Genomic DNA, 23,008 nt, shown 5'->3' with positions numbered 1-23,008 from the left:
AGATAAATAGTGTGGTGGCGATAGCTAGAAGGATACACCTGTTCCCATGCCGAACACAGAAGTTAAGCTTCTAAACGCCGATAGTAGTTGAGGGATCGCCCTCTGCAAGGGTAGGAAGTCGCCGCGCAATTATGGAGGATTAGCTCAGTTGGGAGAGCATCTGCCTTACAAGCAGGAGGTCACAGGTTCGAGCCCTGTATCCTCCATCCATACGAGCCGTTAGCTCAGCCGGTAGAGCATCTGACTTTTAATCAGAGGGTCGGCAGTTCGAACCTGCCACGGCTCATTAATTTAATATAATATGCCGACTTAGCTCAGCTGGCAGAGCACCTGTCTTGTAAACAGGGGGTCGGAGGTTCGAATCCTCTAGTCGGCATTATGCGGAAGTAGTTCAGTGGTAGAACATCACCTTGCCATGGTGGGGGTCGCGGGTTCGAATCCCGTCTTCCGCTTTGCCAATTCATTATATATGCCGGGGTGGCGGAATTGGCAGACGCACAGGACTTAAAATCCTGCGGTTAGTGATAACCGTACCGGTTCGATCCCGGTCCTCGGCACCATATGCACCCATAGCGCAACTGGATAGAGTGTCTGACTACGAATCAGAAGGTTGTAGGTTCGACTCCTACTGGGTGCATTTCTCGGGAAGTAGCTCAGCTTGGTAGAGCACCTGGTTTGGGACCAGGGGGTCGCAGGTTCGAATCCTGTCTTCCCGATAGAGTTTAATAACTCGTCATATTAGTCACATATCGCGGTGTAGCTCAGCTGGCTAGAGCGTCCGGTTCATACCCGGGAGGTCGGGGGTTCGATCCCCTCTGCCGCGATTAGGTCTTGGACCTTTAGCTCAGTTGGTTAGAGCAGACGGCTCATAACCGTCCGGTCGTAGGTTCGAGTCCTACAAGGTCCATAGTGGACTTTGTTTCACATCACATGGAGAATTACCCAAGTGGCTGAAGGGGGCGGTCTTGAAAACCGCTAGGTGGGTCAAACCACGCGAGAGTTCGAATCTCTCATTCTCCTTTATATTATCGCGGGATAGAGCAGTCTGGTAGCTCGTCGGGCTCATAACCCGGAGGTCGTTGGTTCAAATCCGGCTCCCGCAATTTTGGTTCGTTGGTCTAGTTGGTTTAGGACGCCTGCCTGTCACGCAGGAGGTCACGAGTTCGAGTCTCGTACGAACCGTTTATATGGCTCGGTAGCTCAGTTGGTAGAGCAACGGATTGAAGCTCCGTGTGTCGGCAGTTCGATTCTGTCCCGCGCCATTTAACTAAATATATGTTATACTTTATATTATGCGGGTATAGTTTAGTGGTAAAACCATAGCCTTCCAAGCTATTGTCGCGAGTTCGATTCTCGTTACCCGCTTTTATATGGGCCTATAGCTCAGTTGGTTTAGAGCGCACGCCTGATAAGCGTGAGGTCGGAGGTTCGAGTCCCCCTAGGCCCATTGGAGAAGTACTCAAGTGGCTGAAGAGGCGCCCCTGCTAAGGGTGTAGGTCGGGTTACCGGCGCGAGAGTTCGAATCTCTCCTTCTCCGTTAGTTTTTGACTGACCCGTTGGTCAAGTGGTTTAAGACACTGCCCTTTCACGGCAGTAACATGGGTTCGAATCCCGTACGGGTCATTAAAATTTTTCTTTTATATAATTATCGCGGGATAGAGCAGTCTGGTAGCTCGTCGGGCTCATAACCCGGAGGTCGTTGGTTCAAATCCGGCTCCCGCAATTTTGGTTCGTTGGTCTAGTCGGTTTAGGACGCCTGCCTGTCACGCAGGAGGTCACGAGTTCGAGTCTCGTACGAACCGTAAATGAGATCGTCCTTGATGGATAATCTTTTTTTGTTGTCATAATATTTATTATGACCCGTTGGTCAAGTGGTTTAAGACACTGCCCTTTCACGGCAGTAACATGGGTTCGAATCCCGTACGGGTCATCATTTATGGAGAATTACCCAAGTGGCTGAAGGGGGCGGTCTTGAAAACCGCTAGGTGGGTCAAACCACGCGAGAGTTCGAATCTCTCATTCTCCTTAACGTAGAAAATAAAGGATTGCATTAAGTTGCAATCCTTTTTATTTGACTTCTTTTGTCTACAAATGTAGACTATAAAATGTTAAATAAATAAATGAATGGGGTGATACAGCTTTTGGAAAAGACTGATATTACGAAATCTGAATGGGAAGTAATGAGAATTGTTTGGACACTAGGGGAGACAACTAGTAGTCAATTGATCGATATCTTATCTAAGAAAATGGATTGGAGTTCATCAACAATCAAAACATTATTATCTCGTTTATGTGATAAAGAATTATTAGGGATTAAGAAGGATGGTAGGAAAAACATTTATTATTCTGCCATTAAGGAACAAGCAGCATATGATATGTCTGTTAAGAGAGTGTTTGAATCAATGTGTTGTATGCATTATGGAGAGACACTTCATGACGTTATTGAAAGCATTGAATTAAGTAAAAGCGATATCGATTCAATTATCGATGTGCTAAAGAAAAAGAGAGATACAGCACCTGAAGAGGTTCATTGTAAGTGCTTGGAAGAATAATCTATTTGGAGATGAGATAAATGTGCGGAAAAAAGCATGATATGAATGATGAAGAAAAACACAACGGAGAAATGGCTTGCTGCAAGCACCATGATCACAGCAACCAAAATCATAAATGCGATATGCACCATATGGATCATGATATGGGTAACATGGACCATGAACACATGGGCCATGACATGAATCACATGGACCACGATATGAGTCATATGGACCATGGACATATGGGACATGATATGAACCACATGGATCACAGTCACATGGGCCACATGCATATGGGAAACCTAAAATTGAAGTTTTGGATTTCATTGATTCTAACAATTCCAATTATTATCATGTCACCAATGATGGGAATGAAGATGCCTTTCCAAGTGACATTCCCTGGATCTGATTTTGTTGTTTTAGTACTAGGAACTATCCTTTTTATTTACGGTGGTTACCCATTCTTTACATCATGTATCAGTGAAATGAAGAGCAAGAAGCCAGGAATGATGTCACTAATCACAATGGGAATTTCCGTTGCTTATGTATACAGTGTATACGCCGTGATTGCTAACGACATTTTAAAGGTGACACCAATGGTAAATGATTTCTTCTGGGAATTATCAACATTGATTGTCATTATGTTATTGGGTCATTGGATTGAAATGAACTCAGTAATGAATGCTGGTTCTGCTTTAAACAAACTAGCCGAATTATTACCTGACAATGCTCACTTAGTTCAATCAGATGGTCAAACTAAAGATGTATCAGTTCATGAATTATCAGAAGGCCAAACCATCTTAATTAAATCAGGTGAAAAGGTGCCTGCTGATGGAACAATTATCGATGGTAGTACTGCTTTAAACGAATCACTAATCACTGGTGAATCAAGAGACGTGCAAAAGGGTGTCGATGATTCTGTAATTGGTGGATCAATCAACGGTAGCGGAACTATCAAGGTTAAGATTACCGGTACAGGTGAAAGTGGTTACTTATCAAAGGTTATGAACATGGTAAGTGAAGCACAATCATCAAAATCAGAAGCAGAAGATTTAGCTAACAAGGTTGCTGGATACCTATTCTACGCTGCATTAATTGTTGCTTTAATCGCGTTTATAACTTGGAGCATCTTAGATGGTGTTGCATACGCAATTCCGATTACTGTCAGTGTATTAATCATTGCTTGTCCACACGCCTTAGGTCTAGCCATTCCTTTAATAATTTCAAGAATGACTTCAATTTCAGCCACTCATGGTTTATTGATTAGAAACAAGACTGCACTAGAAGGTATCAAACAAATTAGATACGCTTTAATGGATAAAACAGGTACTTTAACTCAAGGTGATTTTAAGGTTAATGCCTACGATAGTTTAGATTCAAACATCGACAAGAAGGATGTAATTAAGATTGCTGCTGCAATTGAAGCTTCTTCAAGTCATCCACTTGCTCAAGGAATTGTTCAAGCATTCAAAGATTTAAACCAAGCACCACTTCAAGCAGAAAAAGTTGAAGAAATCGCTGGTTCAGGGATTAAGGGAACAGTAGAAGGTAAGGAATACCAAGTTGTTTCAAGCTCATACCTAGACAAGAATGGTATTGATTACGATCAAAAGACTGCTGACAAATATCTACAACAAGGTAACTCATTGAGTTATGTTGTCGAAAACGGACATGTTGTTGGATACATTGCTGAAGGTGATTCAATCAAGCCTGGTGCAAAGGACATGATTGATTTCTTAAACAGTCAAAATATTATCCCAGTTATGCTAACCGGTGATAACCAACAAGCTGCTGATAAGGTAGCAAGCATTCTAGGAATTAAGGAAGTTAACGCCCAATTAGTTCCAGAAGACAAACAAAAACTAGTTACTAAGTACCAAGAAAAAGGTAAAGTTATGTTTATCGGTGATGGTGTTAACGATGCACCTAGTCTTACTAAGGCTGATTTAGGTGTTGCCATCGGTTCAGGTACTGACGTTGCCATCGAATCCGCTGACGTTGTCTTAGTAAACAGTGATCCAGCAGATGTGATTAACTTGGTTAAACTAGCAAAACACGCTCGTACCAAGATGATTCAAAACCTATGGTGGGGTGCTGGATACAACATCATCGCATTACCACTTGCAGCCGGAGCACTTTCTTCAATTGGTATTATCATTGGACCAATGTTAGGTGCCGTGATTATGTCACTAAGTACAGTGATTGTTGCAATTAATGCCATGACATTAAAAATTAAGTAAATAAAAAAGCACTTGGATAAATTCCAAAGTGCTTTTTTATTATGCTCGTTTATAGTTTAAGGACATTTCTGCTAAATTCAAAAAGTCATTTCTCTTCTTCCAATTATTGAAATCAAAATAATTATGCCAAGTTGTCATTAAAACCGTTCTCTTACGGTTAACGGTTTCCTTTAAGATGACGAATGAGATCATGTTATCTAACGTAGCGTTATTATCCATCTTTTCGATGCTGGCATCAAAGATTTTTTGATCATCTTCTGATAGGTTGAAGTATGAATAATTTACAAATTCAAACTTTTCGGTAAAGTTATGATTCTTCAATACATCGAATGTAATTGGGTTTTTGAAAATATTATGGTTCCCGGAAAAATCGACGATTTGATACTGATCGTCACCGTTTTTAAATAAACTTAATTTTACATCGGGATGTTGTTTTCTGATTTTGTTTAAAATTTGATTGCTACCAAATGTCATGCTGATTTGATTTTCCATTTTTACGCCTCCAAGATGATAAAAAAGATTTTACAAATCACACCTATATATTTACACTAAAGATAAATAAAAACAAGTAGAAGGTATGCAAAATGAAGGTTACTGTATTAGGATATTATGGTGGTTATCCAGATAATGGAATCGCCACAAGCGGATATTTAATTCAAACTGAAAAATTCAATCTATTATTGGACTGTGGAAGTGGGGTGCTATTGGAATTAGAAAAGCACTTAAACCCATACAACCTAGACGCGGTCTTATTATCTCACTACCACAGTGATCATATTGCCGATGTTGGTGTTTTACAACACTACTGGCAACTAGCACCTAATAAGCCAAAGAAAGGCCCTCTATCAATTTATGGCCACACTGAGGATGAAGAACACTTCAATGCTTTGAACTGGTTCGATGATACGGTTGCTAAACCATACCATGAAGATGATGTCTTAACCTTAGGTGACTTGGAAATTACATTTAAGAAAACACAACATCCTGTCGTTACATTTGCGATTAAGATTAAAGACAAGACAACCAATCAAGTACTAGTTTACACAGGGGACACTAGATACTTTGAAGACTTAGCATCATTTTGTGAAGGTGCTGACTTATTAATGACCGATACTAATTTCTATGACGACAAGGAAGGTCAAAAGTGGCATATGACTTCTGAAGAAACTGGTAAATTAGCATTGGATGCTAAGGTTAACAATGTTTTAATCAGTCATTTACCACAATATGGTGACTTGGATGATTTAAAGAAACAAACTGAGATGGCGACAAATAATTCAGTAAACGTGATCTTACCAAAAACAGGGATGGTAATTGATTTAAAAGACGTTAAATCATTGAACTAACCGTTGATAATAGGTTAAAATGTAGTTATCAAATAGCGAACGTGAGAAGAGGTGTCGATAATGAGAATGGAAAAAATTAATTCTGGAACAATCAAAGTAACAATCACTAATCAAGAATTAGATGAACGCGGAATTGATTTATTATCACTTTTAGGTGATGAAGATGGCATTGAATCTTTCTTATACTCAATCTTGGACGAAATCGATGTAGATGATGAATTCAAGAGTACCGGGGCAGTATCTTTCCAAGTATTGCCAAACAGTACAGGGTTAGACATGTTTATTAAGAATAAGAATGTTTTTGATAACCAAAACCAAATCAATAATGATGATGAACAAGTAGAAGATGATAACGTCGACGATGAAATCGAAGACGACGAAAATGACAATGAAACTTATGATGGACCTAGCTCTGAGATGTTTACCGACACTGGTGAAGACAGAACCGACGAACAAAGAGCCCAACTACCAAGTATGGGCCACTTTAAGGACTATACTGATACCAAGAGTTTGTACTCATTGATTCGTGCCAAGGAAATGCTTGGAAAAATCCTAGACTTCAAGAGCGAAGATCACAAGTATGATGACAAGACAAAGGAATTCATTGATAACATTCAATTGAACCTTTCAACTATGATTGATGCGCTTGAAAGAAGCGATGACTATGCCCATTACAAGCTAATGATGATTGCGACAATCAACCAAGCTAGAAGTGAACGTCAAGACTTGGATTCAACAAGCAAACGTTCTAATAGTGACCCATTCAAGGATATGGTTAAAAATGCCAAGCAACCAAGCTTAGGCCACTTTAATCCACAACTTGAAAAGTGGGAAATGATTCTAAAGGTTAGCGACTTCGACAACGTTGTTAAACTAGCCGATGCAATTCATGGAACAGAAGATGTTGATTCAACATTATATAAAGTGGGTTCATTCTACGTGGTTCAATTAACTACTACTAGAACTGAAAACGAAGTTGACTTCAAGCACTTTACCAGTGCTGTGAGTGAAGCTGTTGAATATGGTAACCAAGTCAACGCTGTAGACTTTAAACATTACAACGACAAGAAAGTAATCATGGATCATCAAGCAATGACCCAAGTGAATAAATACTTTGGCTAATAAAAAGACTGGCAAATATGCCAGTCTTTTTTCGTATCTAATTTATTGGGTGATGAAAATGTTAATGGCATCTGATAAAGAAAAACTAGTCAGTGCGAGTGCAGCTAAAGATAATCAAAAGTACTACTGTCCAATCTGTAAAGAAGAGTTAATTTTAAAACGCGGCAATATTAATGCGCCACATTTTGCGCATTTTAAGAACAGCCAGTGTGTGATTGCGATGGAAGACGGCGAGAGCAATGAACATTTGATGGGCAAAGAACAACTATTGAACTTCATTGATAAAAGAAATACACATGTGGAAAAGTATTTACCCGAAATTAATCAACGTCCTGATTTGATGTATCAAAAACTAGCGTTTGAGTTTCAATGCAGTCCGATTTCGCGGAAACGATTGGAGGAACGCATCGATGGATACCATCAACTACATATGAAATCACTATGGATATTGGGGAGTAACTACAGAAAGCATTTTGGCAGCGATAGTGTGAATAAGTTTTATTACTATATCGATTCCATTGGTTTTACCATCTTTTTCTGGCTGGTAAACGAACGAAAAATTGAGGTTCGTTACAACTGTCAGTATGTGTGTGGAAAACTACGATACCAGCGCATCACGTTTTCTCGATTGGATGAATTATTGAGGTTTATTCACAATCCGGGCACCATTGTTAAGTACAAAAGTAGTATGCATGGTGTAATTAGTCAGCTAACCAGGATTGAAAACCAAATCTTTTATCGAAATCAACAGATGTTGAAATGGCAAAACGTTTGTTATAACCAGCATCATAATATTTCTGGATCACCCATTTTGTGTGATATCAAACAGGTGACCAGTCCAATCATGGGGAAGAACTTTTTGATATGGAAAATATTGATTATGACGAATATCAAGGAACGCGTGAAATTAAGGGATGTTTTTGAGTTTGCCAATCAAATGGTCGGATTACAAACGAATTATCCACTTGTGCATAACGCCACTCAATATATTAAAGATGAGTTCAAACTGTTGATAATGCAGCTGATAACTCAACGAAAAATTCAAATTAAAAATGGTAGAGTACACATAATCGACGAAATTAAGTGGTTTGACGATTACTATCAAAAATTAAATGAGCTAAGTACGCAAAATAACACTATTTTTTGATAAGATGGAGATAGCATATTTCAAAAGGCGGTGTTTTTATGAGTGAAGTACAACAATTACCAAAGAGATCAGAAGTACCAGAAAAATTAACCTGGGACTTAACAACTATTTATAAGACAGATGATGACTTTGAAGCGGATTTCAAAGAATGCGTCAAGGAAGTCGAATCCGTGGAAAAGTTAAAGACTGATCATTTTGATGCAAAAACACTTTTAAGTGATTTAAAAGCAATCGAAAAACTAGAACGTAAAGTGGAAAAATTATATGTATACTCATCATTGAAGAGTGATGCTGATACATCAAATTCTGAATACCAAAGCATGAATGCTAGATGTGCTGATTTAGCATCTAAAGCATCATCAGCACTAGCATGGTTTGAACCAGCGGTTTTAAATATTAGTGAAGATAACCTAAAGAAGATGCTAGTTGAAGAATCAGAATTAGCAGATTACACACACTATTTTGATGAACTATTCAGCCAAAAGGACCATATCCTGGATGCTGAACATGAAAAAATTCTATCAAGTTTAGGTAACATCTTTGATACCCCTTCAAACGTATACGGTGTAATGACCAATTCCGACTTGAAGTTCCCAGTGGTATCAGACGAAGATGGTAACAAGGTCGAACTATCAAATGGTGTCTACAGTAAGTTACTTGAATCCACAGACAGAAGTGTTCGTAAGGAAGCATTCCAACAGTTATACACAGTTTATAACCAATTCAAGAACACATTAGCATCAACACTTTCTGGTGAAGTGAAGGTGCATAACTTTAGAGCTTCAATGCGTCACTTTAGCTCAGCTAAGGAAGCTGCATTGAGCAATAACCACATCGATGAAAAGGTATACCAACAACTAATTGATACGGTTAATAAGTACCTACCTTTATTACATCGTTACGTGAAACTAAGAAAGAAATTACTTTCATTAGACGAAATGCACATGTATGACTTGTACACACCATTATTCGGTAACTCACCAATCTCATACAATTTTGATGAAGCCAAGGAAGAATCAATCAAGGCGTTATCAATTCTTGGGGATGATTACATTGATCATATCAAGGAAGAATTTAACAATCGTTGGATTGATGTAGTTGAAAATAAGGGAAAGAGAAGTGGGGCATACTCATCAGGAGTATACGACACTAACCCATATATCCTTTTAAACTGGCAAGATAACCTTGATAACTTGTTTACACTGGTTCATGAATCAGGTCACAGTATGCATAGTTACTACACAACCCATAATCAACCATTCCAATATGGTGATTACTCAATCTTCTTAGCCGAAATCGCATCAACCACTAACGAAAATATCTTAACAGATTATCTTTTGAAGAATACCGATGATGTTGAAGTTAAGAAGTACGTATTAAATCACTTCCTAGATGGTTTCAAAGGAACCATTTTCAGACAAACTCAATTTGCTGAATTTGAAGACTTTGCCCACCAACAAGAACAAGCGGGCAATCCACTAACAGCTAAGATGCTAAGTGATTTCTACTACAAGCTAAACCAACGTTACTACGGTGATGGAGTCGTATCTGATCCAGAAATTGCATACGAATGGGCCAGAATTCCGCACTTCTACATGAATTACTATGTATATCAATACGCAACTGGTTTTGCAGCCGCCATTGATTTATCAGATGGCATCTGTGACAACGACCAAGAAGCAATTGATAAGTACATCGGTTACTTAAAATCAGGTAGTTCTGATTATCCATTAAACGTAATGAAAAAAGCTGGTATTGACATGACTAATGCAGATTACCTAGAAAATGCATTCAAGGTCTTTGAAGAAAGATTAAACGAATTAGAATCATTAATTTAATAACAAAAAAGCTTCCAACTTTTAGTTGGAAGCTTTTTTTATTTTAGAACACGAAGGTGTTTCATTTTAGTTTCTTTTAGACTGCTTTCGCTTAATGCATCCTTTAAGTATTCAGGAGTTAAGTTTTTATCACAGCAGGCATTGAATAATGTTGAGTATTCAATGTCATCAGTTAAAATACCATCATCGTTTCCTTCACAGTTGAAGATAACAGCTGAGGCTGGTTTTTCAATCTTCATGTTTTGGACCAAATCTTGGTCTTTTTTGATTGATTTCTTAGCAAGGTTTGAACGACGATCTTCCTTAAACATTTCAACATCTAGACCGCATTTCTTGGCAATTGCAATTGCCATTTCGTCTGAGTAGATGTAACCTTCAGTCAATAGTTTATCCTGAATCGCTGTTAAGAACTTACGTCCCTTTTTCATACCTTGGAATAAGGCAGCCTTATAGTCCAAGACAACGTTTCTGTATAAGGCAGAAAGTTCTTCAGAAGATAATCGTTTTTTTAGTTGATTGTTTGAGTTGCAGAAGTCGGTTTGGACAACCTTTAGATTGTAAATCGGAATGAACTGCAACTTAAATTTTGAATCAACGTCTTCAGAAATCTGTAAAACGGTATTTTCTGAATTCCTGCATGCTTTACACAATGGATCTATAAACAGAAATAGTTCAAACACTTTTATCCCTCCATTAAGATTTTTGTTTCGTTCTATGAATTCCATTAAATAGAATACCAAATACACCGGTAAATACAACCATTTCGCTCATAAACGGTAAAAAATTGTTTGCTTTTTTACTTCTTGAATAGTGTGGTAAAATAATGTAGTAAATTAGGTTTAACAAGGAGGTTAGCCTAGTGATAAAAAACTGGAGTGACTTTTTATTTCCATACGAACAAGCCGTAGGTGAATTAAAGGTCAAATTAAGAGGAATTCGTAAAGAATTCATTCAATCGGATAAAAGAAGTCCGATTGAGTTTGTTACTGGTCGAGTCAAACCAATCGACAGTATTAAAGAAAAAATGAAACGCCGCTATGTATCAGAAGATCGTTTATCTCAAGATATGGAAGACATTGCGGGACTTAGAATTATGTGTCCATTTGTTGATGACATTTATGTGGTTGTCGACATTCTTAGAAGAAGAAGCGATATTAATATCTTGGAAGAACGTGATTATGTTAATCGTGAAAAAGCTAGTGGATATCGTTCATACCATATTGTTTTTGAGTATCCAATCGAATTAGTCGGTGGAGAAAAGAAAATTTTAGCCGAAATTCAGGTAAGAACACTTGCTATGAATTTCTGGGCAACAGTAGAACATTCTCTAAATTACAAGTACAATGGTGAATTCCCAGAAGGATTGAAGAAGCGTCTTCAACAATCTGCGGAAACAGCATTCAAGTTGGATGAAGGGATGTCTGAAATCAGAGATGAGTTAATTGAAACTCAAGAAGATGGAAGCAAAAATGAACATAATAGGGATGAATAGTTATGAAGGTTGCAATTTATAGTAACGACGGATTTACATCCAAAGAGGTTGCTACACAATTAAAAGAAAAAATTGATGCGTCTGAAAAACTTGAATACGATGGATTAAATCCGCAAATTGTGATTTCCGTTGGGGGAGACGGAACACTTTTGTCAGCTTTTCATCATTATCGCGATGCAATTAGCAAGATTCGCTTTGTGGGAATCCATACTGGCCACCTTGGTTTTTACACCGACTGGCGTGACTACGAAGTAAAAGAACTAGTCGACAGTTTGGAAGACGATAATGGTCAAAGCGTTAGCTATCCATTGCTATCAATCAAGGTTCAATACACCGATGGTGGACCAGACGATAGTTTCGTTGCGCTAAATGAATCTACCTTAAAACGCATAAACGGAACAATGGTTACTGATATTTACATCAAGGATGAATTCTTTGAAAAGTTTAGAGGGGATGGACTTTGTGTTTCCACACCAACCGGTTCTACCGCTTATAACAAGTCAGTTGGTGGGGCAATCATTAATCCTCAACTAAACGCTATTCAGGTTTCCGAAATGGCATCCATCAATAACCGTGTCTTTAGAACTTTAGGTTCACCTGTAATTGTGCCACCTGACGAAACAATCACAATTGTTCCCGATTCACCAAAACACAACATTTTAACATGTGACCAGTTATTGATTTCTGATCGTCCAATTAAATCAATTTCATATTCCATCTGTAACGATAGAATTTACTTCGCTCAATATCGTCATACCCATTTCTGGAAACGTGTAAGTAATTCATTCATCGGAGTTCACGAGGATGACTAGTTTCACCTGGTCCAATCAACAGGACAGTCCCATCCGATTAAGAACTTTCTTACGCCAAAATGGTATTTCGCGCACATTGTTGAAACAGATTAAATTCGAAGGCGGCAAAATCGTAGTTAACGGAACCGAAGAGAAGGTCAATTATATGTTGGCACAAGGCGACGAGGTAACCATCACGTTACCGCCTGAACCAGCCAACGACATTATTGCTGTATCAAATCTACCAATCAACATTTTGTATGAAGATGATCACTTTTTGGTTGTGGATAAACCAGCTCACGTGGCATGTCTTCCATCTCATTTATATAAAAATGAAACGATTGCTAATCGAGTGAAGGGATACTTTCAAAGACAAAATTACGATAATCAAAAGATTCATATCGTCAATCGATTAGACATGGACACCAGTGGGATTATCATTTTCGCCAAGCATCACTTTGCGCATTCGGTATTGGATAAGCAAATGCAACACCATCAAATTGAAAAGATGTATGTCGCAATTGTGGAAAATCCACTAAATGACGAACATCTAGAAATTAACCTACCGATTGAGCGACAACCGGGTTCGTTTATTAAAAGATGCGTGATGGATGGTGGAAAACCTTCCAAGACGGAGGCGTGGGTGGTTAAAAATACACCTAGTCACTCATTGGTTAAGATTAAGCTGCATTCTGGTCGAACCCATCAAATCAGGGTTCACTTTGAAGCAATCGGGCATCCATTAATTGGTGATTGGCTTTACAATCCAGACAACCATGAGTTGGATCGTCAGGCACTACACTGCTACAAAATGAAATTTTATAATCCTTTTACACAACAAGACGTAGTCTGTGAATCAAAAATTCCTACGGACATGTCGTCAATTATTCAAGGCTTCTAATATATTGATATTAGGGGCTTTTTTAGTTCTTGTAAATCAAGGCTTTACGAATATGATATACTTATATATTGAATTGGATAAGGATGATTTAGATATGAAAAAAATCGAAATTGCAAAGCAATTTTTAAAACAAAATATCGATTTATTTAGATGCCCAGTATGTAAAGAATCATTTATTAACCAAGTTGATAATTCAATCGTTTGTCCTAACAACCACTCATTGGATATTTCCAAAAAAGGAACCATTCAATTTATTAACCATAAGGTGAATACAGAATATGATGGGGATATGTTAGAATCAAGACGAAGAATTATGCAGGCTGGTTTCTTCGATGAGATTTTACAAAAGATTAATGAAATAATCGATGCCGGGCATAAGAACATCGTCGACATCGGTAGTGGGGAAGGAACACCACTAAAACGTTTAGAAGACTTAAGAAAAAACGTGGATAGTGCGATCGGTTTTGATATTTCTAAACCAGGGGTCAATCTATCAACCAGTGAATTAAGCGACCAAATGTTTTTCTGTGTTGCTGACTTGGCGAACCTTCCATTTAATGATCAGAGCATTGATATTATTATGGATTTATTTTCACCATCAGCTTACAAGGAATTCAATCGAATCATTGCACCAAGTGGTCACTTGATTAAGATTGTGCCAAACTCACATTACCTATTTGAATTGCGTCAAAAGCTTTATGGTAATGATAGCGAAAATAGTATATATGATAACCAAAAAGTTGTCGATTTATTTATGGAGCATTATCCAAATGCGAAGAAATACGATGTCAAATACACCGTTGAGTTACCCAAGGAGTTAACTCACGATTTAATGATTATGACACCACTTCATTGGGGCCATAATGCGAAAGATTTAACACAAGCAGAGGTTGAATCACTAACATCAATCACAGTTGATGTATCAATATTAGATAATCAGTTTTAAAGCGAGGAAAAATTTATGACTAACCATATTGTTTTATTTGAACCATTAATGCCAGCCAACACTGGTAACATTGCTAGAACATGTGCCGGTACCGACACTGTTTTGGATTTAATCAAGCCACTAGGATTTTCAGTTGATGACAAGCATCTAAAAAGAGCTGGACTAGACTACTGGGACAAGGTTGATATTAACTATCACGAAAGCTTACCAGCATTCATGAATACTTTAGGCGAAAAGGACAAACTTTACTTAGTATCTAAGTTTGCTAACCACGACTACACAGATCGTGATTACACAGACGATGACTACAACTACTACTTCATGTTTGGTAAGGAAACCACTGGATTACCTGAAATGTTCATGCGTGATAATGAAGAAAAGGCAATCAGAATTCCACAAGATGACACTCACATTCGTGCACTGAACCTATCAAACACATGTGCCATCGTTATTTACGAAGCATTAAGACAACAATCATTTCCAAATCTTGAAAGAACACACAAGTATGAATACGACAAACTAAAATAAATGATAAGGGGTAATCAATTTGGCAAAGAGAAAAACAAGCGCGCGTAAAAAGAAAAAAACAACCACCAATGCCAAATTATTTAATATCGATAGCAAGTATCAAAATCATATTATCGGATTTGTTATGATTTTGGTTAGTGCATTCAGTCTCTTTAAATTGGGCTTTTTAGGAATCACTTTCGATAATATCGTTAGATTCTTTATCGGAGATAGTAGTCCATTTGGATTATTGATCGCACTAGTAGTCGGTTTTATCTACCTAATTAAAGGACCTAAGCTGGAATATAATAAGCGTTGGATAATTGGTGGAACCATTTTTTACCTTGGTTTAACACTGTTCTTATCAGCATTATTGTTTTCAAACAGTAGCGACAATGCCTTTATATCAAAGACACTATCTTTAATTAGTCAGGATTTCATTCACCTAACCGATGCTTCATCAGTTGGTGGTGGAATGATTGGGGCATGCTTATTAGTAGTATTTGATTTCTTGGTTTCAATTCTGGGATCAGAAATTCTATCAATTATTATGATGATTGTCGGATTAATCGTATTCTTTAACGTTCCAATGAATAAAGTCATGGATAACGTTAGAAAGTACTCCGAAGAATCATCACAAAAGATTGGGTCTGCTATCGAAGAACGTAAGCAACACCGTTTAGAAGCAAAAGAAGATAATCAAGATGACGAAGAACTAAGCGAAGACGTTAATCCAATGTCTAGGGTTCAAAGAAGAAAGAACCCATCTGCTGCTGAAGAAAATCCTAAGATTAAGCTTTCGGGTTGGATGGATAACGAACCTGAAAAACCTGAGATAAAGAGTAAGCCGGAAGCTAACTTGGATCGTTCCGACTTCAAGTCAGCAGACGACTACAATCAAGATACTAGAAACAAACCAAAACTATCTGAAATTATCAATGGACACACCGAAAATGATAGTAAGGGAATCGATATTAAGGATATTGATGATTCCAACTATCAATTGCCACCTATTGGTTTGTTATCCGATGTGGCTAGAAGTGACCAAAAAGATGAGTTTAAAAACATCGACCATAATACAACCGTATTGAAGAAGACATTGAATAGTTTTGGTGTTGATGCCGAAATTAAGAATGTTAACTTGGGACCTTCAGTTACCGAATATGAATTGCATCCAGCGATCGGTGTTAAGGTTAGCAAGATTGTTAATCTAGCAGACGACTTGGCCTTGGCATTAGCAGCTAAGGATATTCGTATTGAAGCACCAATTCCTGGTAAATCATTAATCGGGATTGAAGTACCAAACAAGAAGGTCGCAATGGTGTCATTTAAGGATGTTGTCAAAACATCTCAACAATCCAAGCATGGATTATTAACAGTGCCATTGGGAAGAAACGTTAGTGGGGATGTTATTACAACCGACCTAACTAAGTTGCCTCATCTATTAATCGCTGGTTCAACCGGTAGTGGTAAGTCCGTTGCCATCAACGGAATTATTACCAGCATTTTAATGAATGCTAAACCTAGCGAAGTTAAGATGATGCTAATTGATCCTAAGAAGGTTGAACTAGGAATTTACAACGGGATTCCACACTTGCTATCACCAGTTGTTTCAGAACCTAAGAAGGCAGCAAGAGCCCTTAACAAGGTTGTTGCTGAAATGGAACACAGATATGACTTGTTTGCTAAGCATAATCAAAGAAAGATTAGTACTTTTAATGAATATGTAAAAGGGATGACCGAAGAAGAACGTGGCGATTTAAAACCACTTCCTTACATCGTAGTTGTTGTTGATGAATTGGCTGATTTGATGATGACTGTTTCAAATGACGTTGAAGGTGCCATCATTAGATTGGCGCAAATGGGACGTGCTGCCGGAATTCACATGATTTTGGCAACCCAACGTCCATCAGTTGACGTTATTACTGGTTTAATTAAGTCTAACGTGCCATCTAGAATTGCTTTCGCCGTTTCAAGTGGGATTGATTCTAGAACTATCCTAGATACTAATGGTGCTGAAAAACTATTAGGTCGTGGTGATATGTTATATCTACCAATTGATAAGAATAAGCCAAGCCGTGTGCAAGGTGCATTTATATCTGATCAAGATGTTGAAAATGTGGTAGATTATATTAAAGAACAACAACCTGCCGAATATGACGACGATATGATTGTTACGGATGAAGAAATCAAGGTCGACGAAGAAAACGAAGATCAAGACGACTTATTCGATGACGCACTAGCCTTTGTTGTAAAAGAACAAAAGGCAAGTACATCATTGTTACAACGTAACTTTAGAATCGGTTATAATCGTGCAGCTAGAATTATTGATGACTTAGAACAACGTGGTTACATTGGCCCTCAGGAAGGAAGTAAACCAAGAGAGGTTTATAAACAACCTGATAATGACTAAAAAAATGGAACCCATCATTTTGATAGGTTCCATTTTTATTAGTTTTCAAATAGTTGGAAGGCAGCACCTAGTACTAAACCACCAACAGTTGAGATAATCATTAACCAAACAAAGATCATGGTAATGATTTGAAATCTAGATTTCTTTTTCTTAGCCATTATTAACACCACTTTCCGCAATTAATAATATATTTTAAAGTTTACAGTTCATCAGCGAATAATGCAAACTAATTCATATTGAGGTGATTGTTATTTCTCCGTTTGGATTTTTGACCATGGTATTAGTTCAGGTGGTATTTTTATTCCTATTTTCATTACTGTTCAATATCGTCAAAAAAATTATTAGCAAACTTTATAAGATTTCGATTAGAGCGAGTGATTTCTTTCCAATTATCATGAGCTATTATATCTACCAATTATCATTGGATAAACACGATCAATCGTTCTTACCATATGTATGGTTAGGACTTGTTATCATTGGGATTATCTACGCAATCTACTACTTGTTTACACGTAGTAATGCCAAAGTGGGGATTTTTTACAAATTCTTGTGGAGATTTTCAGTAATTTATTTTTTTGTGGTCTGGTCCTCCACCATTTTGATAATTGCAGCAAAAACGCTTTAAAACCTTGAGCTACCAACGTTGGTAGCTCTTTTTTTATTGCCTAAAATTAGTGGATTTTAATCTAAATGTGGTGAAAATTAGTAGATATTGGAAGAAATTTAATAATAAGGTGGTACGAAGTGGTGGATAGTGGTAAAATCAAGTTAATATAAATTGGAAGGAGTGAAGAAGCGTGTTAATGGGTGAATATGAACATTCAATAGATTCAAAAGGGCGCTTAATCATTCCTTCCAAGATTAGATCAGAAATAGGTGCGAACTTCATCATCACACGTGGACTTGATGGATGTTTATTCGGATATCCTATGGATGAATGGAAAAAGGTTCAAGAAAAGATTAACCAACTTCCTGTAAGCAAGAAGTCAGCAAGATACTTTTCACGTTTTCTATTCTCAGCCGCCGACGAAAGTAAGGTCGATAGCCAAGGAAGAATTAACATTCCAGATACTTTGATTAACTACGCTGGTATCGAAAAGAAATGTGTGATTGTGGGGGTTTCCACAAGAATTGAAATCTGGAGCAAGGAAAAGTGGGACGAATTCTCAGCAACTGCTGGTGAAGAGTTCGACGACATTGCTGAAGACTTAATTGATTTTTAGAAAAGAAGGTGACTAATTATGACGGAATTTCATCATGAAACTGTACTACTTAAAGAAGCAGTTGACGGATTAAATATTAAACCCGATGGCATTTACATCGACTGTACCCTCGGTGGGGGAGGTCACAGTGCCCGAATTTTGTCACAATTAACATCTGGTCATCTTTATTCATTCGATCAAGATGAAGTGGCAATCGAATATAACAAAACTAACCTCAAGAAATACATAGATGAAGATAAGGTTACCTTTGTTAGAAGCAACTTTAGATACATTCAAGAAGAAATGAACAAATTAGGAATTCAATCTGTTGATGGAATTCTGTATGACTTAGGAGTTTCATCTCCACAGTTTGATGACGCAAGTAGAGGTTTTAGTTATCAACACGATGCACGATTAGATATGCGAATGGATCAGAGAAATCCGTTAGACGCATGGAAAATTGTCAACGAATGGCCATACGAAAAATTAGTGAAGATTTTCTTCCGTTATGGAGAAGAAAAGTTTTCCAAGCAAGTTGCACGAGCGATTGAAAGGAACCGAGAAAACCATTCAATCGACACAACCGAACAACTTGTTGATGTGATTAAGGAAGGAATTCCTGCCGCGGCTAGACGTCACGGTGGTCATCCTGCCAAGAAAGTCTTTCAGGCATTGAGAATTGCCGTCAACGACGAACTGGGCGCTTTGGAAGAATCATTGGAAAAGGCAATCGATTTAATTGATGTGAACGGAAGAGTCAGCGTCATTACATTCCAATCATTAGAAGATCGATTAGTTAAGACAATGTTTAAGGAAAAAACCACGATTGAAGATTTACCGAGTGGTTTACCAATCATTCCAGATGACATGAAACCAGACTACAAATTAATTAATAGAAAACCAATACTACCGAGTGATGACGAATTGAGAGATAATCATCGTTCACATAGTGCAAAATTGAGAGTTATTGAGAGAATTAATAAATAATAGAGAGAAGAGTTAATCTGATGGCACAAAATAATCTAGCTAATAGCGTATACGCTACCCCTGGTTATTACTCCGCAGGGGAACAACAAAAACAACAAAATCCAGAAGTAAAATCAAATGTAAGACTTGGATTGTCAAAATTTGAAAAAACTGTTGTAATATTAGGATGTTCACTTGTATTCTTTTTGATGGTGGGTCTAGTTGGTGAAAAGATTTCACTAGGTAACCATGCCACAGAACTTCAAGTAACAACTAATTTATTAGGCAAGGTTAAAGATGATAACAGTACACTAAAGCAAGAAGTAAGTGAACTTCAAAGCGGAAATCGTCTACAAAAAATTGCTAAACAAGCCGATTTATCTTTGTCCAATAAAAACGTAAGGAATGTTAGCAAATGAATAAATTAAATAATCGGAACAAACAAAAAAAACGCCGAGAAAACCGTAGCCGCTATGGACAATTTTTACTATTGCTATGTCTAGGCGTTTTTTTGTGTATGGTATTGAGATTTACATATGTATCAGTATTTAAAAACGTTGGCGGATACAACTTAAGCGAAATGGCGAAGAGTTTGTACACTCAAAGCAACGTGATTTCTGCTAAGCGTGGAACTATTTACGATGCAAACGGTCAACCTCTTGCTGAAGACACTAACGTCTATACAATGTATGCCATCTTAAATAAGAAACAAGTTGGTTTAGATAATAAACCAATGTACATCACTGATAAGGAAAAGGCTGCCAAAGCCATTTCTTCAGTGTTGCCAATTTCCTATAAACAAGCATTAAAGGATCTTTCTCCTAGTACCAATGCGTTCCAAGTTGAATTTGGTTCAGCCGGTACTAACATTTCATTAACTCAAAAACAAAAACTAGATTCATACCATATATCTGGTTTGAATTTCCTACAACAACCATCAAGACTATATCCAAATGGTGTCTTTGCTTCTCACATCATTGGATATGCGTCTGCTAACTCAAACTCTAGCGATAGCAAGGTATCACTAACTGGTCAAATGGGAATTGAAAAGGTATATAACGAACTATTGACTGGTAAGAATGGATACAAGACCACTCAACTAAACAACGCAGGTGTTGAAGTTGATAACGGTGAAAGTGTTAACAAACCAGCTAAAAATGGTGACGATGTTTACACTACTTTAGACTATCGTCTTCAATCACTACTAGAAACTGAAATGACCAGTGTTTACAACCAAGTTCATCCAAAGACAATGAATGCCGTTTTGATGAACGCCAAAACTGGTGACATTTTAGCTGCTACTCAACGTCCTACATTTAACGCTACTACCAAGCAGGGACTAAGCAGTATCTGGCGTAACACATTGATCCAGGATTCATACGAACCTGGTTCAACAATGAAGATTTTCACTGTTGCATCATCAATTAACAGTGGTCACTATAATGGAAATGCCACATACCATTCTGGTAAATACCTAGTTGATGGTAAGGTCGTTCCTGACTGGAATACTAATGGTTGGGGTAACATTACTTACAACAAAGGTTTCGCATTATCAAGTAACGTTGCCATGGCTCATCTTGAACAACAAATGGGTGCCAAGACGTGGCGCAACTACATGAATCGTTTCCAATTTTTTACTTCAACTAACTTAGGTTTCCCTGGAGAAGAAACAGGAAGCGTTCAATTTAACTACCCAATCGAACAAGCTAATACAGCGTTTGGACAAGGTATCCAAGTTAATGCAATGCAAATGATGAGAGCATTAACTTCAATCGCTAACGGTGGTACAATGTTACAACCAAGACTTGTTACAAAGATTGTGGATCCAAAGACCAAGAAGGTCATTAAATCATATCCAAAGAAGGTAGTTGGTCATCCAATTACCGCAAGCACAGCAAAACAAGTTATTCAACATATGGAAGATGTTGTTTATAAATCATATGGTATTGGTGGAGCATACAAGATTCCAGGCTACAAGATTGCCGCAAAGACTGGTACTGCCCAAGTCAGTGATGGTAAGTCTGGATACGAATCTGGTGACGATAGTTACCTATACTCAGTTGCCGGAATTGCACCAGCAAATAATCCAAAATACATCTTATATATAACAATGAAACAACCTCATTTAACTGGAACTAAGACAGCTTCACAATTAATGGCTGAAATCTTTAACCCAGTGATGAGATTAGCATTGGAAGAAAACGTAAATGCTGAAAGTGAAAATAGTCTAAAGGTTCCAAGCATTACTGGTAAGTCTACTAGTGAAGTTAAGGCAGAACTAAAAGCTGCTGGTTTGAAATACGCAATTATTGGTGACGGGGATAAAGTATTAGATCAATCAATTGATGCCAACGAAAAAGTTTCAAAGAATCGAATGGTAATCGTTCAAACCAACGGCAGTAAGACGATGGCTAACCTAACGGGCTGGTCTAGATATGATGTTGCGACATACTGTCGAATGGCAGGTATTGGTGCCGAACTTGACGGTGATGGATATGCATACAAGCAATCCGTCAAACCGGGGGCAAGTCTAGACGGTGGAACCAAGGTAACCATAAAATTTAAATAGGGGATTGAAATCAGGATGTTTATGAATATTGTTTTACCAATCATAATTAGTTTTTTAATTACATTAATCTTTATGCCATCTCTAATTGGCTACTTCAGAAGAAAGCATGAAGGCCAAATGATCAGAGAAGAAGGACCAAAGTGGCATGAAAAGAAATCAGGAACACCTACAATGGGTGGTCTTCTTTTCATCATCGCAATCATTATTGCGTCACTAATTAGTGGTGGGGTTGCTCATATGATGAACCCAACACTATTAATCCTATTGTTCATATTAGTATTGTACGGATTATTAGGAATGTGGGACGATAGTATTAAGCTATTTAGACGTCAAAATGAAGGTCTAAAAGCATGGCAAAAACTAGCGGGTCAAATCGTAGGTGGATTAATCTTCACTTTTGTTTATGCACACCACTTCCCACTAGCATTAAAGATTCCATTTATGGGTGATTTACACCTTGGTTGGTTCTACGCAATTTTCATCATCTTCTACCTAACTGGTTTCTCAAACGCAGTTAACTTAACTGATGGGTTAGATGGTCTAGTTAGTGGATTATCAATCATTGCCTTCCTAGCTTATGCAGTTGTTGCATTAGTTCAACACCAAATGGATGTTGCAATTTTCTGTTTTGCAGTAGTTGGTGCCCTATGTGCATTTATGGTATTCAACCACAAGCCAGCTAAGATTTTCATGGGAGACATGGGATCATTAGCACTTGGTGGTTCATTAGCTGCCGTATCAATTCTGGTTCATCATGAACTTTCATTGATATGGATTGGTTTCATGTTTGTATTGGAAACATTGAGTGTAATGATTCAAGTTACATCATTCAAACTTACTGGTAAGAGAGTGTTCTTAATGTCACCAATCCATCACCATTTTGAAATGCTAGGTTGGTCAGAATGGAAGATTGATATTGTCTTTTGGTCTGCAGGTGCTATTTTGGCAATTACCGGAGTTTTATCAATTATTTTATAATAATATTTTTGGGAGC

At 37.7% G+C, this 23,008-nt stretch carries 21 protein-coding genes, 21 tRNA genes and 1 rRNA gene; 40 read left to right on the top strand and 3 right to left on the bottom strand.

Going from position 1 to position 23,008, the window contains the following annotated elements; all coding sequences use genetic code 11:
• Positions 1-10 precede the first annotated feature (10 nt).
• From rrf to OEZ61_RS04960, 24 genes are all read left to right on the top strand, one after another.
• Positions 11-127 (top strand): 5S ribosomal RNA (gene rrf, locus OEZ61_RS05075).
• Between the two features lie 6 nt (positions 128-133).
• Positions 134-206, top strand: a tRNA-Val gene (locus OEZ61_RS05070).
• A 7-nt stretch (positions 207-213) separates the two neighbouring features.
• Positions 214-286 (top strand) — tRNA-Lys (locus OEZ61_RS05065).
• A gap of 17 nt (positions 287-303) precedes the next feature.
• Positions 304-376: transfer RNA gene (locus OEZ61_RS05060), tRNA-Thr, on the top strand.
• 4 nt (positions 377-380) lie between these two features.
• Positions 381-452, top strand: a tRNA-Gly gene (locus OEZ61_RS05055).
• 19 nt (positions 453-471) lie between these two features.
• Positions 472-560 (top strand) — tRNA-Leu (locus tag OEZ61_RS05050).
• 3 nt (positions 561-563) lie between these two features.
• A tRNA-Arg gene (locus OEZ61_RS05045) sits at positions 564-637 on the top strand.
• Between the two features lie 5 nt (positions 638-642).
• Positions 643-716: transfer RNA gene (locus OEZ61_RS05040), tRNA-Pro, on the top strand.
• Positions 717-750: 34 nt separating this feature from the next.
• A tRNA-Met gene (locus OEZ61_RS05035) sits at positions 751-824 on the top strand.
• Positions 825-833: 9 nt separating this feature from the next.
• A tRNA-Ile gene (locus tag OEZ61_RS05030) sits at positions 834-907 on the top strand.
• 25 nt (positions 908-932) lie between these two features.
• Positions 933-1,020, top strand: a tRNA-Ser gene (locus OEZ61_RS05025).
• Between the two features lie 9 nt (positions 1,021-1,029).
• Positions 1,030-1,103, top strand: a tRNA-Met gene (locus tag OEZ61_RS05020).
• Between the two features lie 4 nt (positions 1,104-1,107).
• Positions 1,108-1,182, top strand: a tRNA-Asp gene (locus OEZ61_RS05015).
• A gap of 7 nt (positions 1,183-1,189) precedes the next feature.
• Positions 1,190-1,262: transfer RNA gene (locus OEZ61_RS05010), tRNA-Phe, on the top strand.
• A gap of 32 nt (positions 1,263-1,294) precedes the next feature.
• Positions 1,295-1,365: transfer RNA gene (locus tag OEZ61_RS05005), tRNA-Gly, on the top strand.
• A gap of 7 nt (positions 1,366-1,372) precedes the next feature.
• Positions 1,373-1,447, top strand: a tRNA-Ile gene (locus tag OEZ61_RS05000).
• A 2-nt stretch (positions 1,448-1,449) separates the two neighbouring features.
• A tRNA-Ser gene (locus OEZ61_RS04995) sits at positions 1,450-1,537 on the top strand.
• A gap of 13 nt (positions 1,538-1,550) precedes the next feature.
• Positions 1,551-1,623, top strand: a tRNA-Glu gene (locus OEZ61_RS04990).
• A 26-nt stretch (positions 1,624-1,649) separates the two neighbouring features.
• Positions 1,650-1,723, top strand: a tRNA-Met gene (locus OEZ61_RS04985).
• A gap of 4 nt (positions 1,724-1,727) precedes the next feature.
• Positions 1,728-1,802: transfer RNA gene (locus OEZ61_RS04980), tRNA-Asp, on the top strand.
• 55 nt (positions 1,803-1,857) lie between these two features.
• Positions 1,858-1,930, top strand: a tRNA-Glu gene (locus OEZ61_RS04975).
• A gap of 8 nt (positions 1,931-1,938) precedes the next feature.
• Positions 1,939-2,026 (top strand) — tRNA-Ser (locus OEZ61_RS04970).
• A gap of 115 nt (positions 2,027-2,141) precedes the next feature.
• Complete coding sequence (locus OEZ61_RS04965) at positions 2,142-2,552, top strand: CopY/TcrY family copper transport repressor (RefSeq protein WP_051961099.1); 411 nt, start codon at positions 2,142-2,144, stop codon at positions 2,550-2,552.
• Positions 2,553-2,572: 20 nt separating this feature from the next.
• On the top strand, positions 2,573-4,774 hold the full coding sequence (locus tag OEZ61_RS04960; protein ID WP_290047067.1) for a copper-translocating P-type ATPase: 2,202 nt from the start codon (positions 2,573-2,575) through the stop codon (positions 4,772-4,774).
• A gap of 39 nt (positions 4,775-4,813) precedes the next feature.
• Here OEZ61_RS04960 and OEZ61_RS04955 read toward each other — a convergent pair whose 3' ends face one another.
• Entirely contained in the window at positions 4,814-5,266 is a 453-nt protein-coding gene (locus tag OEZ61_RS04955) for a hypothetical protein (protein ID WP_034531825.1), read from the bottom strand.
• Between the two features lie 92 nt (positions 5,267-5,358).
• Here OEZ61_RS04955 and OEZ61_RS04950 point away from each other — a divergent pair, with 92 nt between their 5' ends.
• From OEZ61_RS04950 to pepF, 4 genes are all read left to right on the top strand, one after another.
• Positions 5,359-6,120: an MBL fold metallo-hydrolase gene (locus OEZ61_RS04950; RefSeq protein ID WP_140999894.1), complete on the top strand. Its 762-nt coding sequence runs from the start codon at positions 5,359-5,361 to the stop codon at positions 6,118-6,120.
• A 60-nt stretch (positions 6,121-6,180) separates the two neighbouring features.
• Complete coding sequence (locus OEZ61_RS04945; RefSeq protein ID WP_051961097.1) at positions 6,181-7,242, top strand: adaptor protein MecA; 1,062 nt, start codon at positions 6,181-6,183, stop codon at positions 7,240-7,242.
• A 64-nt stretch (positions 7,243-7,306) separates the two neighbouring features.
• A complete protein-coding gene (locus OEZ61_RS04940; protein ID WP_290047066.1) occupies positions 7,307-8,389 on the top strand; it encodes a competence protein CoiA family protein in 1,083 nt (360 codons plus the stop codon).
• Between the two features lie 38 nt (positions 8,390-8,427).
• Entirely contained in the window at positions 8,428-10,227 is a 1,800-nt protein-coding gene (gene pepF / locus OEZ61_RS04935; RefSeq protein ID WP_034534504.1) for an oligoendopeptidase F, read from the top strand.
• Between the two features lie 38 nt (positions 10,228-10,265).
• Here the strand turns inward: pepF and OEZ61_RS04930 are convergent, their stop codons facing one another.
• Positions 10,266-10,907 (bottom strand): DsbA family protein, encoded by a 642-nt coding sequence (locus tag OEZ61_RS04930; protein ID WP_263500603.1) that lies wholly within the window; start codon positions 10,905-10,907, stop codon positions 10,266-10,268.
• 179 nt (positions 10,908-11,086) lie between these two features.
• Here OEZ61_RS04930 and OEZ61_RS04925 point away from each other — a divergent pair, with 179 nt between their 5' ends.
• The 6 genes from OEZ61_RS04925 (at position 11,087) to OEZ61_RS04900 (ending at position 17,277) form a co-directional block, all read left to right on the top strand.
• Complete coding sequence (locus tag OEZ61_RS04925) at positions 11,087-11,719, top strand: GTP pyrophosphokinase family protein (RefSeq protein WP_034531820.1); 633 nt, start codon at positions 11,087-11,089, stop codon at positions 11,717-11,719.
• A gap of 2 nt (positions 11,720-11,721) precedes the next feature.
• Positions 11,722-12,531 carry an NAD kinase gene (locus tag OEZ61_RS04920; RefSeq protein WP_034531818.1) on the top strand — a complete coding sequence of 270 codons (810 nt, stop codon included), beginning with the start codon at positions 11,722-11,724 and terminating at the stop codon, positions 12,529-12,531.
• Positions 12,524-13,411: an RluA family pseudouridine synthase gene (locus OEZ61_RS04915; protein WP_290047065.1), complete on the top strand. Its 888-nt coding sequence runs from the start codon at positions 12,524-12,526 to the stop codon at positions 13,409-13,411. The genes OEZ61_RS04920 and OEZ61_RS04915 overlap by 8 nt, the downstream gene beginning before the upstream one ends.
• Before the next feature lie 94 nt (positions 13,412-13,505).
• Entirely contained in the window at positions 13,506-14,357 is an 852-nt protein-coding gene (locus OEZ61_RS04910; protein WP_034531814.1) for a methyltransferase domain-containing protein, read from the top strand.
• A 15-nt stretch (positions 14,358-14,372) separates the two neighbouring features.
• Positions 14,373-14,885, top strand: a complete 513-nt coding sequence (locus OEZ61_RS04905; protein ID WP_034531812.1) for a tRNA (cytidine(34)-2'-O)-methyltransferase — start codon at positions 14,373-14,375, stop codon at positions 14,883-14,885.
• 19 nt (positions 14,886-14,904) lie between these two features.
• Positions 14,905-17,277 carry a DNA translocase FtsK gene (locus tag OEZ61_RS04900; protein ID WP_051961091.1) on the top strand — a complete coding sequence of 791 codons (2,373 nt, stop codon included), beginning with the start codon at positions 14,905-14,907 and terminating at the stop codon, positions 17,275-17,277.
• A 38-nt stretch (positions 17,278-17,315) separates the two neighbouring features.
• Here the strand turns inward: OEZ61_RS04900 and OEZ61_RS04895 are convergent, their stop codons facing one another.
• Entirely contained in the window at positions 17,316-17,435 is a 120-nt protein-coding gene (locus OEZ61_RS04895) for a DUF4044 domain-containing protein (protein WP_080695541.1), read from the bottom strand.
• Between the two features lie 116 nt (positions 17,436-17,551).
• On the opposite strand from OEZ61_RS04895, the gene OEZ61_RS08190 reads away from it, so the two are divergent.
• The 6 genes from OEZ61_RS08190 (at position 17,552) to mraY (ending at position 22,992) form a co-directional block, all read left to right on the top strand.
• Complete coding sequence (locus OEZ61_RS08190; RefSeq protein ID WP_080695540.1) at positions 17,552-17,902, top strand: DUF3397 family protein; 351 nt, start codon at positions 17,552-17,554, stop codon at positions 17,900-17,902.
• Positions 17,903-18,074: 172 nt separating this feature from the next.
• Positions 18,075-18,500, top strand: coding sequence for a division/cell wall cluster transcriptional repressor MraZ (mraZ, locus tag OEZ61_RS04890; RefSeq protein ID WP_034531808.1), 426 nt, complete (start codon positions 18,075-18,077; stop codon positions 18,498-18,500).
• An 18-nt stretch (positions 18,501-18,518) separates the two neighbouring features.
• Positions 18,519-19,466, top strand: coding sequence for a 16S rRNA (cytosine(1402)-N(4))-methyltransferase RsmH (gene rsmH, locus OEZ61_RS04885; RefSeq protein WP_034531806.1), 948 nt, complete (start codon positions 18,519-18,521; stop codon positions 19,464-19,466).
• A gap of 20 nt (positions 19,467-19,486) precedes the next feature.
• On the top strand, positions 19,487-19,864 hold the full coding sequence (locus tag OEZ61_RS04880; protein WP_034531801.1) for a hypothetical protein: 378 nt from the start codon (positions 19,487-19,489) through the stop codon (positions 19,862-19,864).
• A 98-nt stretch (positions 19,865-19,962) separates the two neighbouring features.
• On the top strand, positions 19,963-22,014 hold the full coding sequence (locus tag OEZ61_RS04875; RefSeq protein ID WP_290047064.1) for a penicillin-binding transpeptidase domain-containing protein: 2,052 nt from the start codon (positions 19,963-19,965) through the stop codon (positions 22,012-22,014).
• 21 nt (positions 22,015-22,035) lie between these two features.
• Positions 22,036-22,992: a phospho-N-acetylmuramoyl-pentapeptide-transferase gene (gene mraY, locus OEZ61_RS04870; RefSeq protein WP_034531845.1), complete on the top strand. Its 957-nt coding sequence runs from the start codon at positions 22,036-22,038 to the stop codon at positions 22,990-22,992.
• Positions 22,993-23,008: the final 16 nt, after the last annotated feature.

The sequence above is a fragment of the Apilactobacillus sp. EABW-1NA genome, assembly GCF_030398685.1.
Classification (GTDB): Bacteria; Bacillota; Bacilli; order Lactobacillales; family Lactobacillaceae; genus Apilactobacillus; species Apilactobacillus waqarii.
The sequence above is the reverse complement of the archived record's forward strand: the minus strand, read 5'-3'. Positions and strand labels throughout refer to the sequence as shown.